General features: G+C 38.6%; 9 protein-coding genes and 1 pseudogene. 6 read left to right on the top strand and 4 right to left on the bottom strand.

From position 1 onward, the window contains the following. Positions 1–29: 29 nt before the first annotated feature. Positions 30–725 (bottom strand): annotated as a pseudogene (locus QM843_RS01845) (VIT1/CCC1 transporter family protein). Positions 726–904: 179 nt separating this feature from the next. Here QM843_RS01845 and QM843_RS01840 point away from each other — a divergent pair. Then, positions 905–1,606, top strand: a complete 702-nt coding sequence (locus QM843_RS01840; protein WP_112443585.1) for a response regulator transcription factor — start codon at positions 905–907, stop codon at positions 1,604–1,606. Continuing rightward, positions 1,603–2,481, top strand: a complete 879-nt coding sequence (locus tag QM843_RS01835; protein ID WP_261445168.1) for a sensor histidine kinase — start codon at positions 1,603–1,605, stop codon at positions 2,479–2,481. Before QM843_RS01840 ends, QM843_RS01835 begins: the two co-directional genes overlap by 4 nt. Before the next feature lie 38 nt (positions 2,482–2,519). Here the strand turns inward: QM843_RS01835 and QM843_RS01830 are convergent, their stop codons facing one another. The 3 genes from QM843_RS01830 to QM843_RS01820 form a co-directional block, all read right to left on the bottom strand. Then, the gene (locus QM843_RS01830) at positions 2,520–3,272 is read right to left on the bottom strand and encodes an ABC transporter permease (protein WP_112443587.1); all 753 of its coding nucleotides are present in this window, start codon (positions 3,270–3,272) and stop codon (positions 2,520–2,522) included. Positions 3,273–3,282: 10 nt separating this feature from the next. Then, the gene (locus QM843_RS01825) at positions 3,283–4,191 is read right to left on the bottom strand and encodes an ABC transporter ATP-binding protein (RefSeq protein ID WP_414304771.1); all 909 of its coding nucleotides are present in this window, start codon (positions 4,189–4,191) and stop codon (positions 3,283–3,285) included. A 141-nt stretch (positions 4,192–4,332) separates the two neighbouring features. Beyond that, positions 4,333–5,142, bottom strand: coding sequence for a Cof-type HAD-IIB family hydrolase (locus QM843_RS01820; RefSeq protein WP_112443589.1), 810 nt, complete (start codon positions 5,140–5,142; stop codon positions 4,333–4,335). A 117-nt stretch (positions 5,143–5,259) separates the two neighbouring features. Between QM843_RS01820 and rexB the strand changes: the two genes are divergently transcribed. From rexB to QM843_RS01800, 4 genes are all read left to right on the top strand, one after another. After that, positions 5,260–8,535, top strand: a complete 3,276-nt coding sequence (gene rexB, locus QM843_RS01815) for an ATP-dependent nuclease subunit B (RefSeq protein WP_414304772.1) — start codon at positions 5,260–5,262, stop codon at positions 8,533–8,535. Further along, positions 8,532–12,182, top strand: coding sequence for a helicase-exonuclease AddAB subunit AddA (gene addA, locus QM843_RS01810; protein WP_414304773.1), 3,651 nt, complete (start codon positions 8,532–8,534; stop codon positions 12,180–12,182). Before rexB ends, addA begins: the two co-directional genes overlap by 4 nt. Positions 12,183–12,199: 17 nt before the next feature. Continuing rightward, positions 12,200–13,378: a hypothetical protein gene (locus QM843_RS01805; RefSeq protein ID WP_261039356.1), complete on the top strand. Its 1,179-nt coding sequence runs from the start codon at positions 12,200–12,202 to the stop codon at positions 13,376–13,378. 243 nt (positions 13,379–13,621) lie between these two features. Next, on the top strand, positions 13,622–20,152 hold the full coding sequence (locus QM843_RS01800; RefSeq protein ID WP_414399126.1) for a ZmpA/ZmpB/ZmpC family metallo-endopeptidase: 6,531 nt from the start codon (positions 13,622–13,624) through the stop codon (positions 20,150–20,152). Positions 20,153–20,160 lie beyond the last annotated feature (8 nt).

Here is a 20,160-nt window from a genome sequence, read left to right as displayed (position 1 = left end):
GACTTCAAAATCGAGGTATTTCTTATGTTCTAAATGCTGAAAAGTTGGCCGAGTAAGTAGGTAACTCCCATGGTCAAGAGGCCAATAGCGAGGTTCCGAATCATAGCCGTTTTGGTTGGGGCTTTTCCAAGTTTGGCACTAGTGTAACCAGTGAGAAGAAGGGCCACACCGACGATAAGGACGGTAGCAGGGATGCGGTATTCACTTGGGAAAATGGTAATTGAAAGCATGGGTGGTAAGCTTCCAAGGAAAAAAGAAATAAAGCTAGAGATAGCAGCATGCCATGGATTGGTAAACTCTTCATACTCTATCCCATATTTTTCCTCTACCAAAGCCTTGAGCGGATTATTTAAAAAGGCTTTGTTGGTCAAGAGTTGAGCAGAGGTTTCACATTCTCCATTTTGGATATAGGCTGCATAGAGAGACTTTTTGGCTAGTTCCATATCTTGGTCTAGCAAGACTTGCTCACGCGCAACGGCTGCTTCCTCGGTATCTTTTTGAGTTGAAACAGATACATATTCTCCACCAGCCATCGAAAAGGCACCAGCTAAGATAGCTGCAAATCCTTATAAAAAGATAATCCAGATATTACTCGTAGCACTAGCAACCCCGATAACCACACCAGCAATGGAAATAATTCCATCATTGGCACCAAGAACACCAGCACGCAGGATATTTAAACGCCCTGCAAAGTTTGAATCAATTTCGTGATTTGTTTCTGACATATTATACTCCTTTTTATCCAGTATAAAGAAAAAATATAAGAAATACAATCTTTTAAAACAATCTGAAAAAAGTTGCACGATTTTAATGAACACGATTCTAATGAAAAATAGGAAAAAGCTTTTCTGTTTAAGCTTTATCAATAAAACGTGCTATAATAGTTGCAGAAAGGTTGGTATTTATGGCTAGGATATTGGTTATTGAAGACAATAGTGACATTCAAGAGATTTTGCGAACACTTCTTACTGAGGAGCATGAAGTGATTCAAGCCTTTTCAGGAACTGAAGGCATCATGCGTTTTGACCAAGGTGGGATTGAACTCGTTTTGCTAGATATCATGCTTCCTGGGAAAAATGGTGATCAGGTTTTAAAAGCTATCAGGGAACAAAGTCAAATTCCAGTCATTATGCTAACGGCTTTGAGCGATAAAAAACTTATCAGCCAATACCTTTTAGACGGTGCCAATGATTACATAGTGAAACCTTTTGATTTGGACGAAGTCTTTGCTAGAGTTACTGTTCAACTACGCCAAAGTGCAGAAAAACAGCCTGTGGAAATTGTAAAAACTGAAAATCTGCCACAAAACTTGAAAAATATCCAGTTTGATGCAGAAAGTTTTGAAATCAAAAATAACCAGGAAACGATTCGCCTTGCCAAGAAAGAATGCTTGATTCTCCAAACTCTCCTCAAACATCCTAAGAAAATTTTCACCAAGGAAGAACTTTATGAATTGGTCTGGGAGGATAGCTACCTACCTGGAGATAATACCCTCAATACGCATTTGAGTAATCTTCGTAAAAAATTAAACCAGCTTGACCCAAATCAAGAATATATTGAAACCATTTGGGGAGTTGGGGTAAGATTAAAAGGAGACAAGCAATGACCTACATGATAATCTTTATCCTACTGGTACTCTTAATTATTTTATCGATTGCATTGATTCGCTACCATCTAGCACTTAAAAACCTGAGTCAACAGATTGAAGACAAGATTCTCACGGGTAGTATGAAAAGAGTCGGAGTCAGCATTTTTTCCAAACATTTTTTACATCTCTACCAGCAGATTGAGAATTTATTTCAGGAAGTAGAACAATCTCGGTTGGTGATGAAAAGGGAAAAGCAGACTCTGGATATGGCCATCAGCAATATCGCCCATGATATTCGGACCCCTCTGACTATCGCGTCAGGCTACACCCAACAATTGATAAAAAATCCTGAAGACAAATCAGAAACCTTACAAAAAATATCCCAGCATCTTGATTTAGTTTCCAAACGTTTGGAGGCTCTTCTAGAATATCGTCGTTTGATGGAAGGAGCTGTCAAACCGAAACTGGAAGAAGTGGATCTTTCAGCTTTTATCACCAAAAAAACTCTGGCTTATTATGATGTTTTTCAAGTGGCAAATATCACGCTTGATTTTAAGGTCGAAGTTGGTCTGAAAATGAGGACTGATGAAGAGTTGCTGGATCGAATTTTACAAAATCTGCTTGGAAATGTCCTCAAGCATGGCAAGGAAGAAGCGCGTCTATCTTTGAAAAAGGAAAAGGAACAACTTGTCTTAGAGATTGCAAATCTTGTCAAACAGCCCATTAAAAAAATAGAAAATCTCAGCAACCGTTTTTATTCTGAAAATCTATCAGACACTGAAGAATCCTCTGGTTTAGGACTTTATATCACTGAGGAATTATGCCATCTTCTCGGTGCAGAGATGAAACTAGGCACAGATGGGCAATGGTTGTCGGTTTTCATTTACTTTTAACGAATAAACCTCCTCTGTAGCTAGAGGAGGTCATTTTTTTATAGACTTTTCTTTTTGAAAACTGTCAGTCCACTTAGATTAAAGATTACAATAACAGCTAAGGTAACTATAAGTGTATAGAAAATGGATTCACTATTAGCAGTCATAGCATAGAAAAACTGCAATGATAAATATGGCAAAATTTTGATACTTGGGAAGATGAGCACTGGCATAGAAAGTAAGATAGAGCTGACCAAATATCCAATAAATACTGCAAGATAAGAATGACTAACATAGAGGATGAAGGAAACAATGGAAAGCCAAGCAAGGAGGCAAAGGAATTGAAGGGAAATGGTTATCAGTAGATTGCCAATAAAGCCATCAGGCATAGTTCCAAATCCATTTAAGATAGTTGCTGGAATAAAGGCAATCACGAGACCGATGATGAGTTGCAAAAGTGCAATACAAGTCAATACAAAGGCTTTGGCAAGGAAAAACTCGGCGCGAGAAACACCCACTGTTAAATTATTTTTATAGAGTTTGCCGATTAAATCAACTCCAAGAACGAGGCAGGCTAGGACGATACAGAGAAAAACGAGGTTTGAACCTTGACTAGATGCGTTAATAAGTGCCTGTACACCGTCCCAACCATGGGTTGGAATTTCTGGTTCTTCTGTATTGATTGCCATCAGATGACCAGTAGCTCCAAAAATAGCCCCCATTAACATGAGTACAAAGAGAATGACCTCTGTAATCCAGAATCCTTTGGAACGGAAAAGACGGTAAAAGTCTGCTTGAATGGTATGTATCATGATTTTCCTCCTATTGGACCAATTGAGTGAAGTATTCTTCTAGGTTTTGACGGGCATAGTAAATCTCGTCAATGGCAACATCTGCCAAGGTTAATTCCTTGAGAATCTGTTTGACATCTTGTTCCTGACCAAAAATGTGGATTTCGTTTTCTGAATTAACAACCTTGAACTGGAGCTGGATTTGTTCTTTCAATACTTGGCAAGCTTTCTCTTTATCAGCTGTCTTAAGCACAATATAATCCTCACTCAGTGTTTCAAATTCAGCTTTGCTGATTTCACGGATAATCTTTCCTTGATCTAAAATACCAAAGCGATTTGCTAGGAGATAGAGTTCTGACAAGATATGGCTAGAGATGAGAATGGTGATTCCTTTTTCTTGATTGAGCCGTTGAATCATCAGACGAAATTCTTTGATACCAATTGGGTCAAGTCCGTTGATAGGTTCATCTAAGATCAGGAAGTCTGGTTTGGAGAGAAGGGCAATGGCGATGCCAAGTCTTTGCTTCATTCCAAGAGAGAAATCTCGAAAGACTTTTTTACCTGTATCTGACAAGCCTACATAGTCCAGCGTTTCTCGAATGACTTGATCAGCATTTGGAATATGACGAATCATACAGTAATATTTCAGATTTTGATAGGCTGTTAAGTGATTATGAGCTACAGGTGATTCGATAACAGAACCTACTCGAGATAGGGCCTTGGTCCACTCATTTTCCGTTTGGCTAGAGAAGAGGGAAACAGTCCCTTTATCCGCAAACAGTAGTTGCGTAATGATTTTTATCAAGGTGGTTTTCCCAGCTCCGTTCTTTCCGATAAGTCCATAAATATCTCCTTCTCTTATCGTTAGATGAAGATCCTGAAGAATAGCTTGTTTGTCAAAGTTTTTGGACAATCCATGAATGTCAAGTACTGTTTTCATGATTCTCTCCTTTTGATTTATTTTGATAATTTTAGTATAAAGCATAGAAATCAAAGAAAGCTCAAGCATTTCTAAAGAGTTTCTAAAGTTTTAGGAATTCTTAAATATCAAAACCCAGTTGACACGAACTGGGCTTCTTAATTATAAAATATATTTCTCAATGGCACGCGCAACACCGTCTTCTTCATTGCTGGCTGTAACGGCATCCGCAAGAGATTTGACATAATCGCTGGCATTTCCCATAGCAATACCAAGGCCTGCAAACTGGAGCATTTCGATATCGTTATTAGCATCGCCCATGGCCATAATTTCTGACGGCTCAATCTTCAAAATATCTGCTAGTCGAGAAAGAGCAGTAGCCTTTGTCGTACCAAGTGGCATAGCTTCATAAATGACAGGCTGCGAACGAACTCCACTAAATCGTTGACAGAGTTCTGTAGCAAAACGCTCTTCAAAATCGTCTGTTTGACTCTCTGTACCCAAAAACATCCCTTGGAACATCCGGTACTTACCACTAGTCGCTTCCTCAAGAGAAATTTCAGTCAGGTCTGAAAAGACTAGTTTAGCATCATTTTGAATGATTTCATTAGGCTTACCACCGAGGACAAAATAATGCTCCTCATCAAAAAGAGTCAACTGAACATCACTTTTTTCAGCTAGGTCATAGAGGTATTCGATGTCTGCTGGACTAAGTTCTTGCCAGTCAACTAATCCCCAGTCACTTGTCTGGTGAGTTGAACAACCGTTGTTAACAATCACATACTCATTCTGAAGGTCAAGATCCAGTTTTTGATAGTAGGGAAGGACACCAAAAAGCGGGCGACCCGTACAGAGAACCAGTTTGACACCTTTTTCAATAGCTTGGTGAATAGCAGTGATGTGAGCTTGTGGAATTTCCTTGGCTTCATTGAGGAGGGTTCCGTCCATATCCAAGGCTAGTAGTTTAATCATAAGACTTCCTTCTTTATCTTTTGGTATTATTATAGCATATTTTGGAGGAAAGGAGGAGGAATCTTCGGGCTAATCATGGTATAATATAAGGTAATGAAAAATTCCAACGAGGCAGAGATGAAATTACTTTATACTGATATTCGGACTTCTTTGACAGAAATTCTAACCAGAGAGGCGGAGGAGCTAGTTGCTGTGGGCAAGCGGGTCTTCTACATCGCTCCTAACTCTCTTTCTTTTGAAAAGGAACGCGCCGTGCTGGAATGCTTGTCCCAGCAGGCTTCTTTTGCGATTACCGTCACGCGCTTTGCTCAAATGGCTCGTTACCTGATTTTGAATGATTTGCCAGCTAAGACAAGTCTAGATGACATCGGTCTTGGGATGGCCTTTTACAAATGCCTGGCCAAACTTGATTCTAAGGATTTACGTGTTTATGGTGCGATTAAGCAGGATCCTCAGTTTATCCAGCTGTTGATTGATCTTTATCACGAGATGACGACTGCTCAAATGAGTTTTTTGGACTTGGAGAGTTTGACGGATGAGGACAAGCGAGCAGACTTACTCTTGATTTTTGAGAAAGTAACGGCCTATCTCAATCAGGGACAGTTGGCTCAGGGAAGTCAGTTGTCCCATTTGATTGAGGCTATTGAGAATGACAAAGTTAGTAGTGATTTTAGACAGATTGCCTTAGTTATTGATGGATTTACCCGTTTTTCTGCCGAGGAAGAGCGAATTGTGGACCTACTTCATGGTAAGGGGGTTGAAATTGTCATTGGGGCTTATGCTAGTAAGAAAGCTTATACCAGTCCATTCGCTGAAGGCAATCTCTATCAAGCCAGTGTGGAGTTTCTCCATCATCTAGCCTCTAAATACCAAACGCCTGCTCAGGACTATTCGCAAACTCATGAGAAGATGGATAGTTTTGACAAGGCCTCTCGTTTGTTGGAATCTTCTTATGACTTTTCAGAACTCGCTTTGGATGTCGATGAGAAAGATCGTGAAAACCTGCAAATCTGGTCTTGCTTGACACAAAAGGAGGAGTTGGAGCTAGTTGCCCGTAGCATTCGTCAAAAATTACATGAGAACTCAGACCTGAGCTACAAGCATTTTCGTATTCTCTTGGGGGATGTAGCTTCTTATCAGTTATCTCTTAAAACAATTTTTGACCAGTATCAGATTCCTTTCTATCTTGGTAGAAGCGAATCCATGGCTCATCATCCCTTGACACAGTTTGTCGAGTCTATATTGGCTTTGAAACGCTATCGTTTCCGTCAGGAGGATTTGATTAATCTTCTTAGAACAGGTTTGTATACCGACCTTAGTCAGTCTGATATTGACGCATTTGAGCAATATATCCGCTATCTTGGTATCAATGGCTTGCCAGCCTTTCAGCAAACCTTCATCAAATCCTACCATGGGAAATTTGATTTAGAACGTTTAAACGCTCTTCGTTTGCGGATTGTAGCACCTCTTGAGACCCTCTTTGCTAGTCGAAAACAAAAGGCTGAAAATCTCTTGCAAAAGTGGAATGTCTTTCTAAAAGAAGGAGCGGTGACCAAGCAGTTGCAAGACTTAACAGCCACCATGGAAGCCCTAGAGCAGGAAAGACAGACTGAAGTTTGGAAGGCATTCTGCCATGTTTTAGAACAATTTGCAACTGTTTTTGCTGGTTCGCAAGTTAGTCTAGAGGACTTCCTAGCCTTGCTCCATTCTGGAATGAGTCTATCTCAGTATCGCACCATTCCAGCGACAGTGGACACCGTTCTGGTGCAGAGTTACGATTTGATTGCGCCTTTGACAGCTGACTTTGTTTATGCTATTGGACTGACTCAGGACAATTTACCAAAAATCGCGCAAAACACTAGTCTATTGACAGACGAAGAAAGACAAAGTCTAAACCAAGCGACTGAAGAGGGGGCGCAATTACTGATTGCCAGTAGTGAAAACCTCAAGAAAAATCGCTACACTATGCTTTCCTTGGTCAATTCTGCTCGCAAGCAGTTGGTCTTGTCGGCTCCGAGTCTTTTTAACGAAAGTGAAAGTAAGGAATCTGCCTATCTTCAAGAGCTAGTCCATTATGGATTTAGTCGGAGAGAGAGGAGGATGAATCACAAAGGGCTGTCTAAGGAAGATATGGGATCATATCACAGTCTTTTGTCCAGTCTGGTTGCCTATCACCAGCAGGGCGAGACGAGTGATACTGAGCAAGATTTGACATTTATTAAGGTTCTGGCGCGTGTTATGGGTAAAAAACTAGACCAGCACGGCCTTGCAAATCCAGCCCTCCAAACCAGTCCAAGCAGTAAGCAGTTGGCTAAGGATACCTTACAAGCTCTCTATCCTACTGATCAGGAGTTTTACCTGTCTACCTCTGGTTTGACGGAGTTTTATCGCAATGAATACAGTTATTTTCTCCGTTATGTTCTAGGCTTGCAGGAGGAATTACGCCTACGTCCTGATGCCCGTAGTCACGGGAATTTCTTGCACCGCATTTTTGAACGTACCTTGCAGTTGCCTGAAGAAGATTCCTTTGACCAACGTTTGGAACAGGCTATCCAAGAAACCAGTCAAGAACGGGAATTTGAAGCAATTTATCAGGAAAGTTTGGAAGCCCAGTTTACCAAGGAAGTTCTGCTTGATGTGGCACGGACGACTGGCCACATTCTCCGCCATAATCCAGCTATCGAAACCATCAAAGAAGAGTCAAATTTTGGTGGAAAAGAGCAGGCCTTTATTCAATTGGACAATGGACGCAGTGTCTTTGTACGAGGCAAGGTTGACCGTATTGACCGTTTGAAAGCTGACGGGGCGATAGGAGTGGTAGACTACAAATCCAGTCTGACTCAGTTCCAGTTTCCTCATTTCTTTAATGGCCTCAATTCCCAGTTGCCAACTTACTTAGCTGCACTAAAAAGAGAAGGGGAGCAGAACTTTTTCGGCGCTATGTACTTGGAAATGGCTGAACCAGTCCAATCTCTGATGGCCGTTAAAAGTCTAGCAGGTGCAGTAGTAGAAGCCAGCAAGTCTATGAAATACCAAGGACTCTTTTTAGAAAAAGAAAGCAGTCATTTGGGCGAATTTTACAATAAAAACAAGGCCAATCAGCTGACAGATGAGGAATTCCAGCTCCTACTGGACTACAATGCCTATCTTTACAAGAAAGCAGCTGAGAAGATTTTAGAAGGTCAGTTCGCCATTAACCCTTATACTGAAAATGGCAGAAGTATTGCACCATATGTTCAGCAACATCAAGCCATTACAGGCTTTGAGGCTAATTACCACTTGGGCCAAGCCCGTTTTCTAGAAAAATTGGACTTAACTGATGGCAAACGTCTGGTCGGAGAAAAACTCAAGCAAGCTTGGTTTGAAAAAATAAGAGAGGAGTTGAATCGATGAAGCCCATTCCCTTTTTAACTGAGAAGGAAATTCAAAAATTGCAAGAAGCAGAAGCGCATTCGAGCAAGGAACAAAAGAAAACTGCCGAACAAATCGAAGCCATCTACACTTCTGGTCAGAATATCCTGGTTTCAGCATCGGCTGGTTCTGGGAAGACTTTTGTCATGGCAGAGCGCATTCTAGATCAATTGGCGCGTGGTGTGGAAATCAGTCAACTCTTCATCTCGACCTTTACCGTTAAGGCTACTACAGAGCTTAAGGAACGTTTGGAGAAAAAAATCAGCCAACAAATCCAAGAAAGTAGCGATGTTGACCTCAAACAACACTTGGGACGCCAGTTGGCAGACCTACCAAATGCTGCCATCGGAACCATGGACTCTTTCACACAAAAATTCCTTGGTAAACATGGCTATCTGCTTGACATTGCACCTAATTTCCGTATTTTACAAAACCAAAGCGAGCAACTTCTTCTAAAAAACGAAGTCTTTCATGAGGTCTTTGAAGCCCATTACCAAGGGAAACAGAAAGAAAAGTTTAGTCATTTGCTGAAAAACTTTGCTGGACGTGGAAAAGATGAACGAGGGCTGCGCCAGCAAGTCTATAAAATTTATGACTTCCTCCAATCCACCAGTAATCCTCAGAAATGGTTAAGTGAATCTTTCCTCAAAGGCTTTGAAAAGGCTGATTTTACCAGTGAAAAAGAAAAACTGACTGAGCAGATCAAACAAGCCATTTGGGATTTGGAAAGCTTTTTCCGTTATCATCTGGATAATGATGCCAAGGAGTTTCCAAAGGCTGCTTATCTAGAAAATGTTCAGTTGATTCTAGACGAAATTAGCTCCTTGAATCAGGAGTCCGATAGTCAGGCTTATCAAGCAGTGCTTGCGCGTGTTGTCGCAATTTCGAAAGAGAAAAACGGCCGAGCTCTGACTAATGCCAGCCGTAAGGCTGATTTGAAGCCCCTGGCGGATGCCTACAACGAAGAGAGAAAGTCCCAGTTTGCTAAATTAGGACAACTGTCAGACCAGATAACCATTCTCGACTATCAAGAACGTTATCATCAAGACACCTGGGAGCTAGCTAAAACCTTCCAGTCTTTCATGAGTGATTTTGTGGAAGCTTATCGTGAACGCAAACGTCAGGAAAATGCCTTTGAATTCGCTGATATCAGCCATTACACTATTGAGATTTTAGAGAATTTTCCGCAAGTCCGTGAGGCTTATCAGGAGCGCTTCCATGAAGTCATGGTCGATGAGTATCAGGATACCAACCATATTCAAGAACGGATGCTAGAATTGCTGTCTAATGGCCACAATCGCTTTATGGTAGGAGATATCAAGCAGTCCATCTATCGTTTCCGTCAGGCAGACCCGCAGATTTTCAATGAGAAATTCCAACGCTATGCGCAAAATCCAAATGAGGGCAAGCTCATTCTCCTCAAGGAAAATTTCCGTAGTAGTTCAGAAGTGCTGTCAGCAACCAATGATGTTTTTGAACGCCTTATGGACCAAGAGGTCGGCGAAATCAACTATGATAACATGCACCAGCTTGTTTTTGCCAATACCAAACTGACTCCAAATCCTGACAACAAGGCAGAATTTCTCCTCTACGACAAGGATGACACAGGTGAGGAAGAAGAGAATCAGGCAGAAACAAAACTCACAGGTGAGATGCGCTTAGTCATTAAGGAGATTCTAAAACTCCATCAGGAAAAAGGTGTTGCCTTTAAAGAAATTGCCCTTTTGACCTCTAGTCGTAGTCGTAATGATCAAATTCTACTTGCTCTGTTTGAGTACGGGATTCCTGTCAAAACCGACGGAGAGCAAAACAACTATCTCCAATCTCTAGAAGTACAAGTCATGCTAGACACCCTTCGTGTTATTCACAATCCTCTTCAAGACTATGCCTTGGTTGCCCTTATGAAGTCTCCAATGTTTGGATTTGATGAGGACGAGTTAGCACGCTTGTCCCTTCAGAAAGCAGAGGATAAAATCCGAGAAAATCTCTATGAGAAACTGGTCAATGCTCAAAAACTGGCTAGCAGCCAGAAAAACTTGATTCACACCACTCTAGCTGAGAAACTAAACCAATTCATGGATATCTTGGATTCTTGGCGACTGTATGCCAAAACTCATTCCCTCTATGACTTGATTTGGAAGATTTACAACGACCGTTTTTATTATGACTATGTTGGGGCTTTGCCAAATGGTCCTGCTAGACAGGCCAATCTCTATGCCCTAGCTTTGAGAGCAGACCAGTTTGAAAAGAGTAATTTTAAGGGCTTGTCACGTTTTATTGGTATGATTAACCAAGTTTTGGAAGCCCAGCACGATCTTGCAAGCGTGGCCGTCGCACCACCAAAAGATGCAGTAGATCTCATGACCATCCACAAGAGTAAAGGACTGGAGTTTCCTTACGTCTTTATCCTCAATATGGATCAAGACTTTAATAAGCAAGACAGCATGTCAGAGGTCATTCTCAGTCGTCAGAATGGTATTGGTGTCAAATATATTGCCAAAATGGAGACAGGAGCAGTGGAAGATCACTATCCTAAAACTATCAAACTCTCCATTCCTAGCTTGACCTATAGGCAGAATGAAGAGGAATTACAGCTAGCAAGCTATTCAGAGCAAATGCGTCTGCTGTATGTTGCCATGACGAGGGCTGAGAAAAAACTCTATCTTGTCGGTAAGGGTTCTCGTGAAAAGCTGGAAGCCAAGGAATATCCAGCAGCTAAAAATGGAAAACTAAATAGCAACACTAGACTTCAAGCAAGGAATTTCCAAGATTGGATTTGGGCTATCAGCAAAGTGTTTGCAAAGGATCATCTCAACTTTAGTTATCGCTTTGTTGGCGAAGACCAGTTGACTAGAGAAGATATAGGAGAATTGGAAAACAAGAGCCCTCTCCAAGCTAGCTCTCAAGCAGACAATCGTCAGTCAGAAACCATTAAAGAAGCTCTTGAAATGCTGAAAGAAGTGGAAGTATATAATACTCTTCACCGCGCAGCTATTGAACTTCCTAGTGTTCAAACCCCAAGTCAAATCAAGAAATTCTACGAACCAGTTATGGATATGGAAGGTGTCGAGATTGCAGGTCAAGGCCAGTCAGTAGATAAGAAAATCAACTTTGATTTGCCAGATTTTTCAACCAAAGAAAAGGTAACAGGAGCTGAAATTGGTAGTGCCACCCACGAACTGATGCAGAGAATGGACCTCAGTCAGCGACCAACGCTTGCTAGCCTGACAGAAACTCTCAAACAAGTTCAAACCAGCCCAGCTGTCAGAGACAAGATTAATCTTGCGAAAATTCTTGCATTCTTTGACACAGCACTCGGTCAGGAAGTTCTTGCCAATACCTACCATCTTTATCGCGAGCAACCTTTCTCCATGCTCAAACGAGACCAAAAGAGTCAAGAAGACTTTGTTGTCCGTGGAATCTTGGACGGCTATCTGCTTTATGAGGACAGAATTATTCTGTTCGACTACAAGACAGACCGCTATGATGAACCAAGTCAACTCATAGACCGCTATCGTGGTCAGTTAGCCCTATACGGAGAGGCTTTATCACGAGCCTATTTGATTGAAAATATTGAAAAATACTTGATTTTACTCGGTAAAGACGAGGTTCAAGTTGTAAAAGTATAATCTAGAAAGGAGATCTCATGACACTTCCAGTTAGAAAATCCCTACACGATGCGGTTTTACAGGCTTCAAAAGCTGATACTTGGGAACAAGCTACCAAGGAATGGAATGAAGTTTCCTTGATTTTTAACGGTATCGGCCGTAGCAATTGTGTCTGTGGAAATGCTATCAAATACGCTTACGAACTCTTTAACGGCGTTACAGGTCAACGCCTCTTTCCGATTGGTAGCGATTGTGTTCGTCATTTTCATCGATTAAACCTCGACCAGCAATTGGAAGAGGAGGAAAAACTACTCAGAAAGGTTGAAAATCTGACCAGAAAAGCCCAGAAAAAGGAAAAAATCAAGGTCAATAAAAGTGACTTTGATGAGCGCCTTCTAAAATGGCTCTGGGAAAAAGGTGTTTTTAAACCTAATCGTGGCAATCAGTTCTCACCTGAGAAAGACTACCAACTCTTCCTAGAAGTCTTTCAAGGAGGAAGTTGGACCAAGGCAGAGCCCAAGAAAAAGGCTCGGATGGAAGAAGTCCTAGAAAAGTATATCAAGCCCTTTTTACTTGGCAAATCAGATGACCAACTCTACCTTGTCAAGCTAGGCAAGGAGAAAATTGACTACGAACAAGAACTCCGTATCCAGGCAGAGAAAGAGCGCAAAAAAAGGGATAAAATTGCCAAGCAATATGCAGACAATCTAGTCCTAGCCATGGGACCCGCAGAGCGTGCTTATCAAGATTACTTTGGCTTTACAGAGATCCTAACTCAAGAAGAACGCAAGTGGGAGAAAATTCTTTTTGGTAAAAATCGGACAGAACGGGCTATCAAGGCCAAACAATACCAAAAAGAGTTGGAAAAAGACCAACGAATTGCTAGTCAGGATCCAATTGAAAGAAAGCAGAAGCAGACCTGGCTCCTCAATTCCTATTTTCGTGAGCTTCCTGAAGAAAAAGCCAGATTTGCTCGACTCTTATTAGAATATCGAAAAAGTGGAGAAGTTCCCTTTTCAACTGAATATCTGTCAGATCATCTGCTCGACTTTTTCTATAAAATGAAAGCTTTTGAGTTTGAAATCGCACCAGAACAAGTCCGAGATTTTCTAAAAGAAAGTCTCCAGTCAGAACATCTATCCTCAGCACAAGAAAGCTGGATAGAAGGAATTCTCCTCAACTGCCTCAAACCATTTTTAGAACGATTAGTGATATAAGTAACACCTACCGTGGAAATTCCATGGTAGGTTACATTTTATCCAAAAAGAGAAAATAGGAAATGGCAAACCCTGCTCCTTCGTATTTTATATATAAAACAAAGTATGAAAACGTAACGCAATTTTAAGACTTTTTGGTAAATTAAGAGTATAATTAAAGTGTAATGCCTTTTTTATAGATAATACGCTAATATATTAAAGGCCTTCGTAAGATAAATATAAATTTTATTTCAAGGAGGAATAATGGAAAAGTATTTTGGTGAAAAACAGCAGCGTTTTTCATTTAGAAAATTATCAGTAGGACTTGTATCTGCGACGATTTCAAGTTTATTTTTTATGTCTGTTTTAGGAAGTTCATCTGTGGATGCTCAAGAGACTAAAGGTGTTCACTATAAATATGTGACAGAGTCAGAGCTATCATCAGATGAGCAGAATAAGCTTATCTATGATATTCCGACATACGTGGAGAATGATGATGAGACTTATTATCTTGTTTATAAATTAAATTCCCAAAATCAACTGGGGGAATTGCCAAATACTGGAAGCAAGAATGAGATGCAAGCCCTAGTTGCTGGTGCTAGCTTAGCTGCTCTGGGAATTTTAATTTTTGCTGTTTCCAAGAAAAAAGTTAAGAATAAAACGGTATTACATTTAGTATTGGTTGCAGGAATAGGAAACGGTGTTCTTGTATCCGCTCATGCTTTAGAAAATAATCTTTTGCTAAATTACAATACGGACTATGAATTGACTTCTGGAGAAAAATTGCCTCTTCCTAAAGACATTTCAGGTTACACATATATTGGATATATCAAAGAGGGAAAAACGACTTCTGAGTCTAAAGTAAATAATCAAGAGAAATCCGTAGCCACTCCTACAAAACAACAAAAGGTGGAATATAGTGTTACACCGAATTTTGTAGAGAATCCATCAACAGTACAAGCTATTCAGGAACAAACACCTGTTTCTTCAACTAAGCCGACAGAAGTTCAAGTAGTTGAAAAACCTCTTTCTACAGAATTAACGAATCCAAGAAAAGAAGAGAAACAATCTTCAGATTCTCAAGCACAGTTGGCAGAACACAAGAATCTAGAGACGAAGAAAGACGAGAAAGTTTCTCCAAAAGAAAAGACTGGGGTAAATACATTAAATCCACAGGATGAAGTTCTATCAGGTCAGTTGAATAAACCTGAACTCTTATATCGTGACGAAACTATAGAAACAAAAATAGATTTTCAAGAAAAAGTTCAGGAGAATTCTGATTTAGCTGAAGGAACTGTAAGAGTCAAACAAGAAGGTAAATTAGGTAAGAAAGTTGAAATCATAAGAATATTCTCTGTAAACAAGGAAGAAGTTTCTCGAGAAATTGTTTCAACTTCAACAACTGCGCCTGTTACAAGAATAGTCGAAAAAGGTACTAAAAAAGCGCAAGTTATAAAGGAACAACCTGAGACTGTCACAGAACATAAGGACCTACAAGCTGGATCTATTGTTAAACCCGCGGTCCAACCAGAGTTACCAGAGGCTGTAGTAAGTGATAAAGGCGTACCGGAAGTCCAGCCAGCGTTACCGGAAGCAGTCGTAACAGATAAAGGGAAACCTGAAGTTCAACCAGCGTTGCCAGAGGCTGTAATAAGTGATAAAGGAGAACCAGAAGTTCAGCCTGAATTGTCAGCAGCAGTAGTGACAGACAAAGGCGAACCAGAAGTTCATGAAAAACCAGAATATACAGGTGTACAAGCCGGAGCTATTGTTGAACCTGAAAAAGTTGAACCGGAATATGCTGGAGTACAAGCTGGGGCTGTAGTAGAACCAGAGAAGGTAAGTCCGCCAAAAGAGTACACAGGTGTGCAAGCCGGAGCGATAGTCGAGCCAGAAAAAGTAGAAGCACCGAAAGAATATACAGGAGTACAAGCTGGGGCGATAGTCGAACCAGAAAAAGTAGAACCGCCAAAAGAGTACACAGGTGTGCAAGCCGGAGCGATAGTCGAGCCAGAAAAAGTAGAAGCACCGAAAGAATATACAGGAGTACAAGCTGGGGCGATAGTCGAACCAGAAAAAGTAGAACCACCGAAAGAGTATACAGGGGTTCAAGCTGGAGCGATAGTCGAACCAGAAAAAGTGGAACCACCGAAAGAATACACAGGGAAAATTGAATCACCGAAAACAGAGAAGCCTAAACCTGCAGTAGAGTTAAACAATACAACAGAAAACAATAATGTAGAAAAAAATGCTAGTGCACTTCTTCGAATGAATTTTGTTAAAGATAACAAAGCATTATCAGGAACGGGTTCAGCTACTTTTATAGCTCCTAACGTATTGTTGACAGTAGCGCATAATTTTATTAATAATTCTTCAGATAACACTACTGGTGAGTTTAGGGGAGATAAAGCTAAAAACACATATGAATGGCAGTCACCTGATGGACAAAAAGGTTCATTCACTTCAGATGATATTCACTTCTATAATCAAAAAGATTATCCAAAAGGCTTTATCTACGATTTAGCAGTTATTAAATTACCTGAATCTACTAGAAGACAGTATGCCAACTTAGTAGAAAATTACTCGAAAGTAAATGTTAATGACAAACTAAATGTTCATGGATATCCTGCTGGGCAGTATACTCACTTAAAAGATACTACTGTAGAAATGGAACAAAAATACGCTAATAATACTTATGGTGTCCAATACCAAGGTGGAAAAGCTGGTATGAGTGGTGGAGGAATCTTTAACTCTAAAGGAGAAGTCATTGGTATACACCAAAATGGAGCTGAAAATCGTTCAGGAGGATTGATTTTATCTCCAACACAATTAGCTTGGATTAGAAGTATTATAAACGGTAAAGAAATTACACCTAAATATGATGCTCTTGAACGTCATAAAGATGAGAAAAAAGATGACACTAAAGAAGAGAAAGAAATTGTTAAAAAATTAGAACTTAGAAATATTTCTTCTGTTGAACTATATTCGAAAGAAGGAGATAAGTATCGTCATGTAACTTCACTTTCAAGTGTGCCAAACATCTCTTCAAATTACTTTATGAAAGTTAAGTCAGAGAATTTTAAGGATGTAATGCTTCCAGTTGAAAGTATTACTAATGATAATAAAGATAATAGAGAAGTCTATAAAATAGTGGCTCGCGTAAATAATTTGATACAACATGAAAATGATAGAGTATTAGATAATTATACATACTACCTACCTAAGACGGTAAGTAGTGAAAATGGTGTTTATACATCATTTAAAAATCTTGTAGATGATATGAATAGTAACCCACATGGTACATTTCGTCTAGGGGCGACTATGGATGCTCGTGAAGTAGAACTTTTGGAAGGTCAAGAAAGTTATATTAATCACGAATTTAGTGGTACATTAATAGGTTCAAACAAGGATAAGAACTATGCTGTATATAACCTGAAAAAACCGTTATTTAACGTTTTAAATCATGCTAATATTCGAGATCTTTCAATAAAAGAAGCAAATGTTTCTTCTAAAGAAGATGCTGCTACAATAGCGAAAGAAGCGAAAAATGGTACTAACATTACTAATGTTCACTCATCTGGTGTAATTGCTGGTGAACGTGGCATTGGTGGTTTAGTTTCACAAGTTACAGATTCTAAAATCTTGAATAGTAGTTATACTGGTAGAATAACTAATACTTATGACACAAAGGCTACTTATCAAATAGGTGGTTTAGTTGGTAAACTTTCAGGAGCTAGAGCTTCAATTGATAGATCAGTTTCGTCTATTGATATGGCGACAAATGCTAATCAAGGAGACCAAATTGTTGGTGGTATAGCGGGAGTTGTTGATGATAGAGCGACAATCAGTAATAGCTATGTTGAAGGTAATGTTAATAATGTGAAACATTTTGGTAAAGTTGGTGGAGTCGTTGGTAATCTTTGGGATAATTCAGGAGAAGTTGAAAATTCAGGTCGACTATCTGATGTGCTAAGTGATGTTAATGTTACTAATGGGAACGCTATAGTTGGTTATGATTTTAATGGTATTAAAGCATTTAAGACATATAGTAATAAAAATAATAAAGTAGTAAATGTAGTTCAAGTGGACGATGAACTTGTAACTAAAGATTCAGATGTACAAAGAGGTACGATATTAGAATCTGACAAAGTGAATGCTAAAAAAGTTGAGTTAGTTTCTAAACAAAGTACTAAAGTAGAAGACTTCAATTTCTCTTCTAGATATGTAACTGACTATAGAAATCTTGAAAATGCCGATTCATCAAAAGAACAAGTTTATAAAAATATTGAAAAATTATTACCATTCTATAATAGAGAAACAATAGTTAAGTACGGGAATTTAGTAGAGACTAGTAGTAATCTTTACAAAAAAGAATTATTATCAGTAGTTCCTATGAAAGATAAAGAAATAATTAGTGATGTTAACGGAAGTAAATCAAGTATAAATAAACTATTACTATATTACACGGACAATACATCAGAAACGATAAATATACAATATCAAAGTGATTTTTCAAATGTAGCAGAGTATAGTTTGAATGGTACAAAATTAATTTACACACCAAATACATTACTTCGAAATTATAAAAATATTTTAGATGAAGTATTACCAGAATTAAATAAAGTAGAATATAAATCAGATGCAATTAGAAAAGTATTAGATATTTCTAAAGGTATTAGTTTAACAGAGTTATATCTAGATGAACAATTCGACAAAACAAAAGCAAACATTGAAGATAGTTTATCAAAACTTCTTTCTGCTGACGCGGCAATAGCTGAAAATAGTAATTCAATAATTGATAATTATGTAATAGAAAAAATTAAGAATAATAAAGAAGCGTTACTTCTAGGTTTAACTTATCTAGAACGTTGGTATAATTTTAAATATGATAATGCAAGTGCTAAAGATTTAGTTATGTATCACTTGGATTTCTTCGGTAAATCAAATAGTTCAGCCTTAGATAATGTTATTGAACTAGGTAAGTCTGGCTTTAACAATTTATTAGCGAAAAATAATGTAATTACTTATAATGTATTATTAGCGAAAAATTATGGAACTGAAAGTTTATTTAAAGCATTAGAAGGATATAGAAAAGTATTTTTACCAAAAACTTCTAACAACGAGTGGTTTAAAAAACAAACAAAAGCTTATATAGTAGAAGAAAAATCTACGATTAAAGAGGTAAGTGATAAACAATCAATAGCAGGTAGTCCATATTCTATTGGTGTATATGATAGATTAACTAGCCCATCATGGAAATATCAAAGTATGGTGTTGCCGTTATTAACACTACCTGAAAAATCTGTGTTTATGATAGCGAATATCTCTACTATTGGATTTGGTGCATATGATAGATATAGAAGTAAAGAATATCCTAAGGGAGAAAAATTAAATAAATTTGTTGAAGAGAATGCACAAGCAGCGGCTAAACGATTTAGAGACCATTATGATTATTGGTATAAAATTCTAGATAATGAAAATAAAGAAAAATTATTTAGAAGTATCCCAGTATATGATGCATTTAGATTTGGAAATGATGAAGATAATAAGTTACAAGAAGCTAACTTTGAAACTAATCATCCAGCAATAAAACATTTCTTTGGTCCAGCAGGTAATAATGTAGTTCACAATGCTAATGGTGCATATGCAACAGGGGACGCATTCTACTATATGGCTTATCGTATGCTTGATAAATCTGGTGCGGTAACATATACGCATGAAATGACGCATAACTCAGATAGAGAAATTTATCTTGGTGGCTATGGTCGAAGAAGTGGCTTGGGACCAGAGTTCTTCGCAAAAGGCTTATTGCAAGCACCAGACCATCCAAATGACGCAACCATCACCATCAACTCGATCTTGAAACATTTAAAATCGGATAGCAAAGAAGGAGAACGATTACAAATACTCGATCCAACTACGAGATTTAATAGTGCAGATGATTTGAAGCAATATGTCCACAATATGTTTGATGTTGTCTATATGTTGGAATATCTTGAAGGACAATCAATCATTCAACATTTATCTAATTCAGAGAAAATGACTGCACTGAGAAAAATTGAGAATGTATTCGTCAAGGATCCAGATGGAAATAACGTATATGCAACAAATGTTGTCAGAGATCTAACAGTAGAAGAAGCTAAAAAACTACGTTCATTCAATGATTTGATTGATAATAATATTATTTCGTCTAGGGAATATGCGTCAAAAACATACGAAAGAAATGGCTATTTTACTATAAAACTATTTGCGCCGATTTATGCAGCATTAAGTAATGATGACGGAACGCCAGGTGACCTAATGGGACGTCGTATGGCTTATGAACTATTGGCTGCAAAAGGCTTTAAAGATGGTATGGTACCATATATTTCAAATCAATTTGAACCCGATGCTAGGGAAAATAATAAAACGATTACCTCATATGGTAAGACCAAAGGATTAGTAACAGATACATTAGTACTTCAGAAATTATTTAATGGTCAATACCACACTTGGAGTGATTTTAAAAAGGCTATGTATGCAGAGCGTCAAACTAAGTTCAATAAATTGAACAAAGTTACCTTTAAGGATACAAGTAAATCGTGGACAAGCTTTGCAACAAAAACCACAAGTAGTATAGATGAGTTGCAGAAACTAATGAATGAAGCTGTCCGTAAAGATGCAGAAGGTACTCATTGGGATAACTATAATCCAGAGACTGATAGTGCAGTTCATAAATTGAAGAGAGCAATCTTTAAAGCTTATCTAGATCAAACTAATGATTTTAGAAGTTCAATTTTTGAGAATAAAAAATAGTGTTTACT

Source organism: Streptococcus mitis, assembly GCF_047463435.1.
Classification (GTDB): domain Bacteria; phylum Bacillota; class Bacilli; order Lactobacillales; family Streptococcaceae; genus Streptococcus; species Streptococcus mitis_DS.
The sequence above is the reverse complement of the archived record's forward strand: the minus strand, read 5'-3'. Positions and strand labels throughout refer to the sequence as shown.

Bases quoted from the DNA above. Each gene is read 5' to 3' on its own strand.
- QM843_RS01800 (WP_414399126.1), top strand. From the start codon at position 13,622: ATGGAAAAGTATTTTGGTGAAAAACAGCAGCGTTTTTCATTTAGAAAA.
- QM843_RS01835 (WP_261445168.1), top strand. From the start codon at position 1,603: ATGACCTACATGATAATCTTTATCCTACTGGTACTCTTAATTATTTTA.
- QM843_RS01840 (WP_112443585.1), top strand. From the start codon at position 905: ATGGCTAGGATATTGGTTATTGAAGACAATAGTGACATTCAAGAGATT.
- QM843_RS01805 (WP_261039356.1), top strand. From the start codon at position 12,200: ATGACACTTCCAGTTAGAAAATCCCTACACGATGCGGTTTTACAGGCT.
- addA (WP_414304773.1), top strand. From the start codon at position 8,532: ATGAAGCCCATTCCCTTTTTAACTGAGAAGGAAATTCAAAAATTGCAA.
- QM843_RS01830 (WP_112443587.1), bottom strand. From the start codon at position 3,272: ATGATACATACCATTCAAGCAGACTTTTACCGTCTTTTCCGTTCCAAA.
- rexB (WP_414304772.1), top strand. From the start codon at position 5,260: ATGAAATTACTTTATACTGATATTCGGACTTCTTTGACAGAAATTCTA.
- QM843_RS01820 (WP_112443589.1), bottom strand. From the start codon at position 5,142: ATGATTAAACTACTAGCCTTGGATATGGACGGAACCCTCCTCAATGAA.
- QM843_RS01825 (WP_414304771.1), bottom strand. From the start codon at position 4,191: ATGAAAACAGTACTTGACATTCATGGATTGTCCAAAAACTTTGACAAA.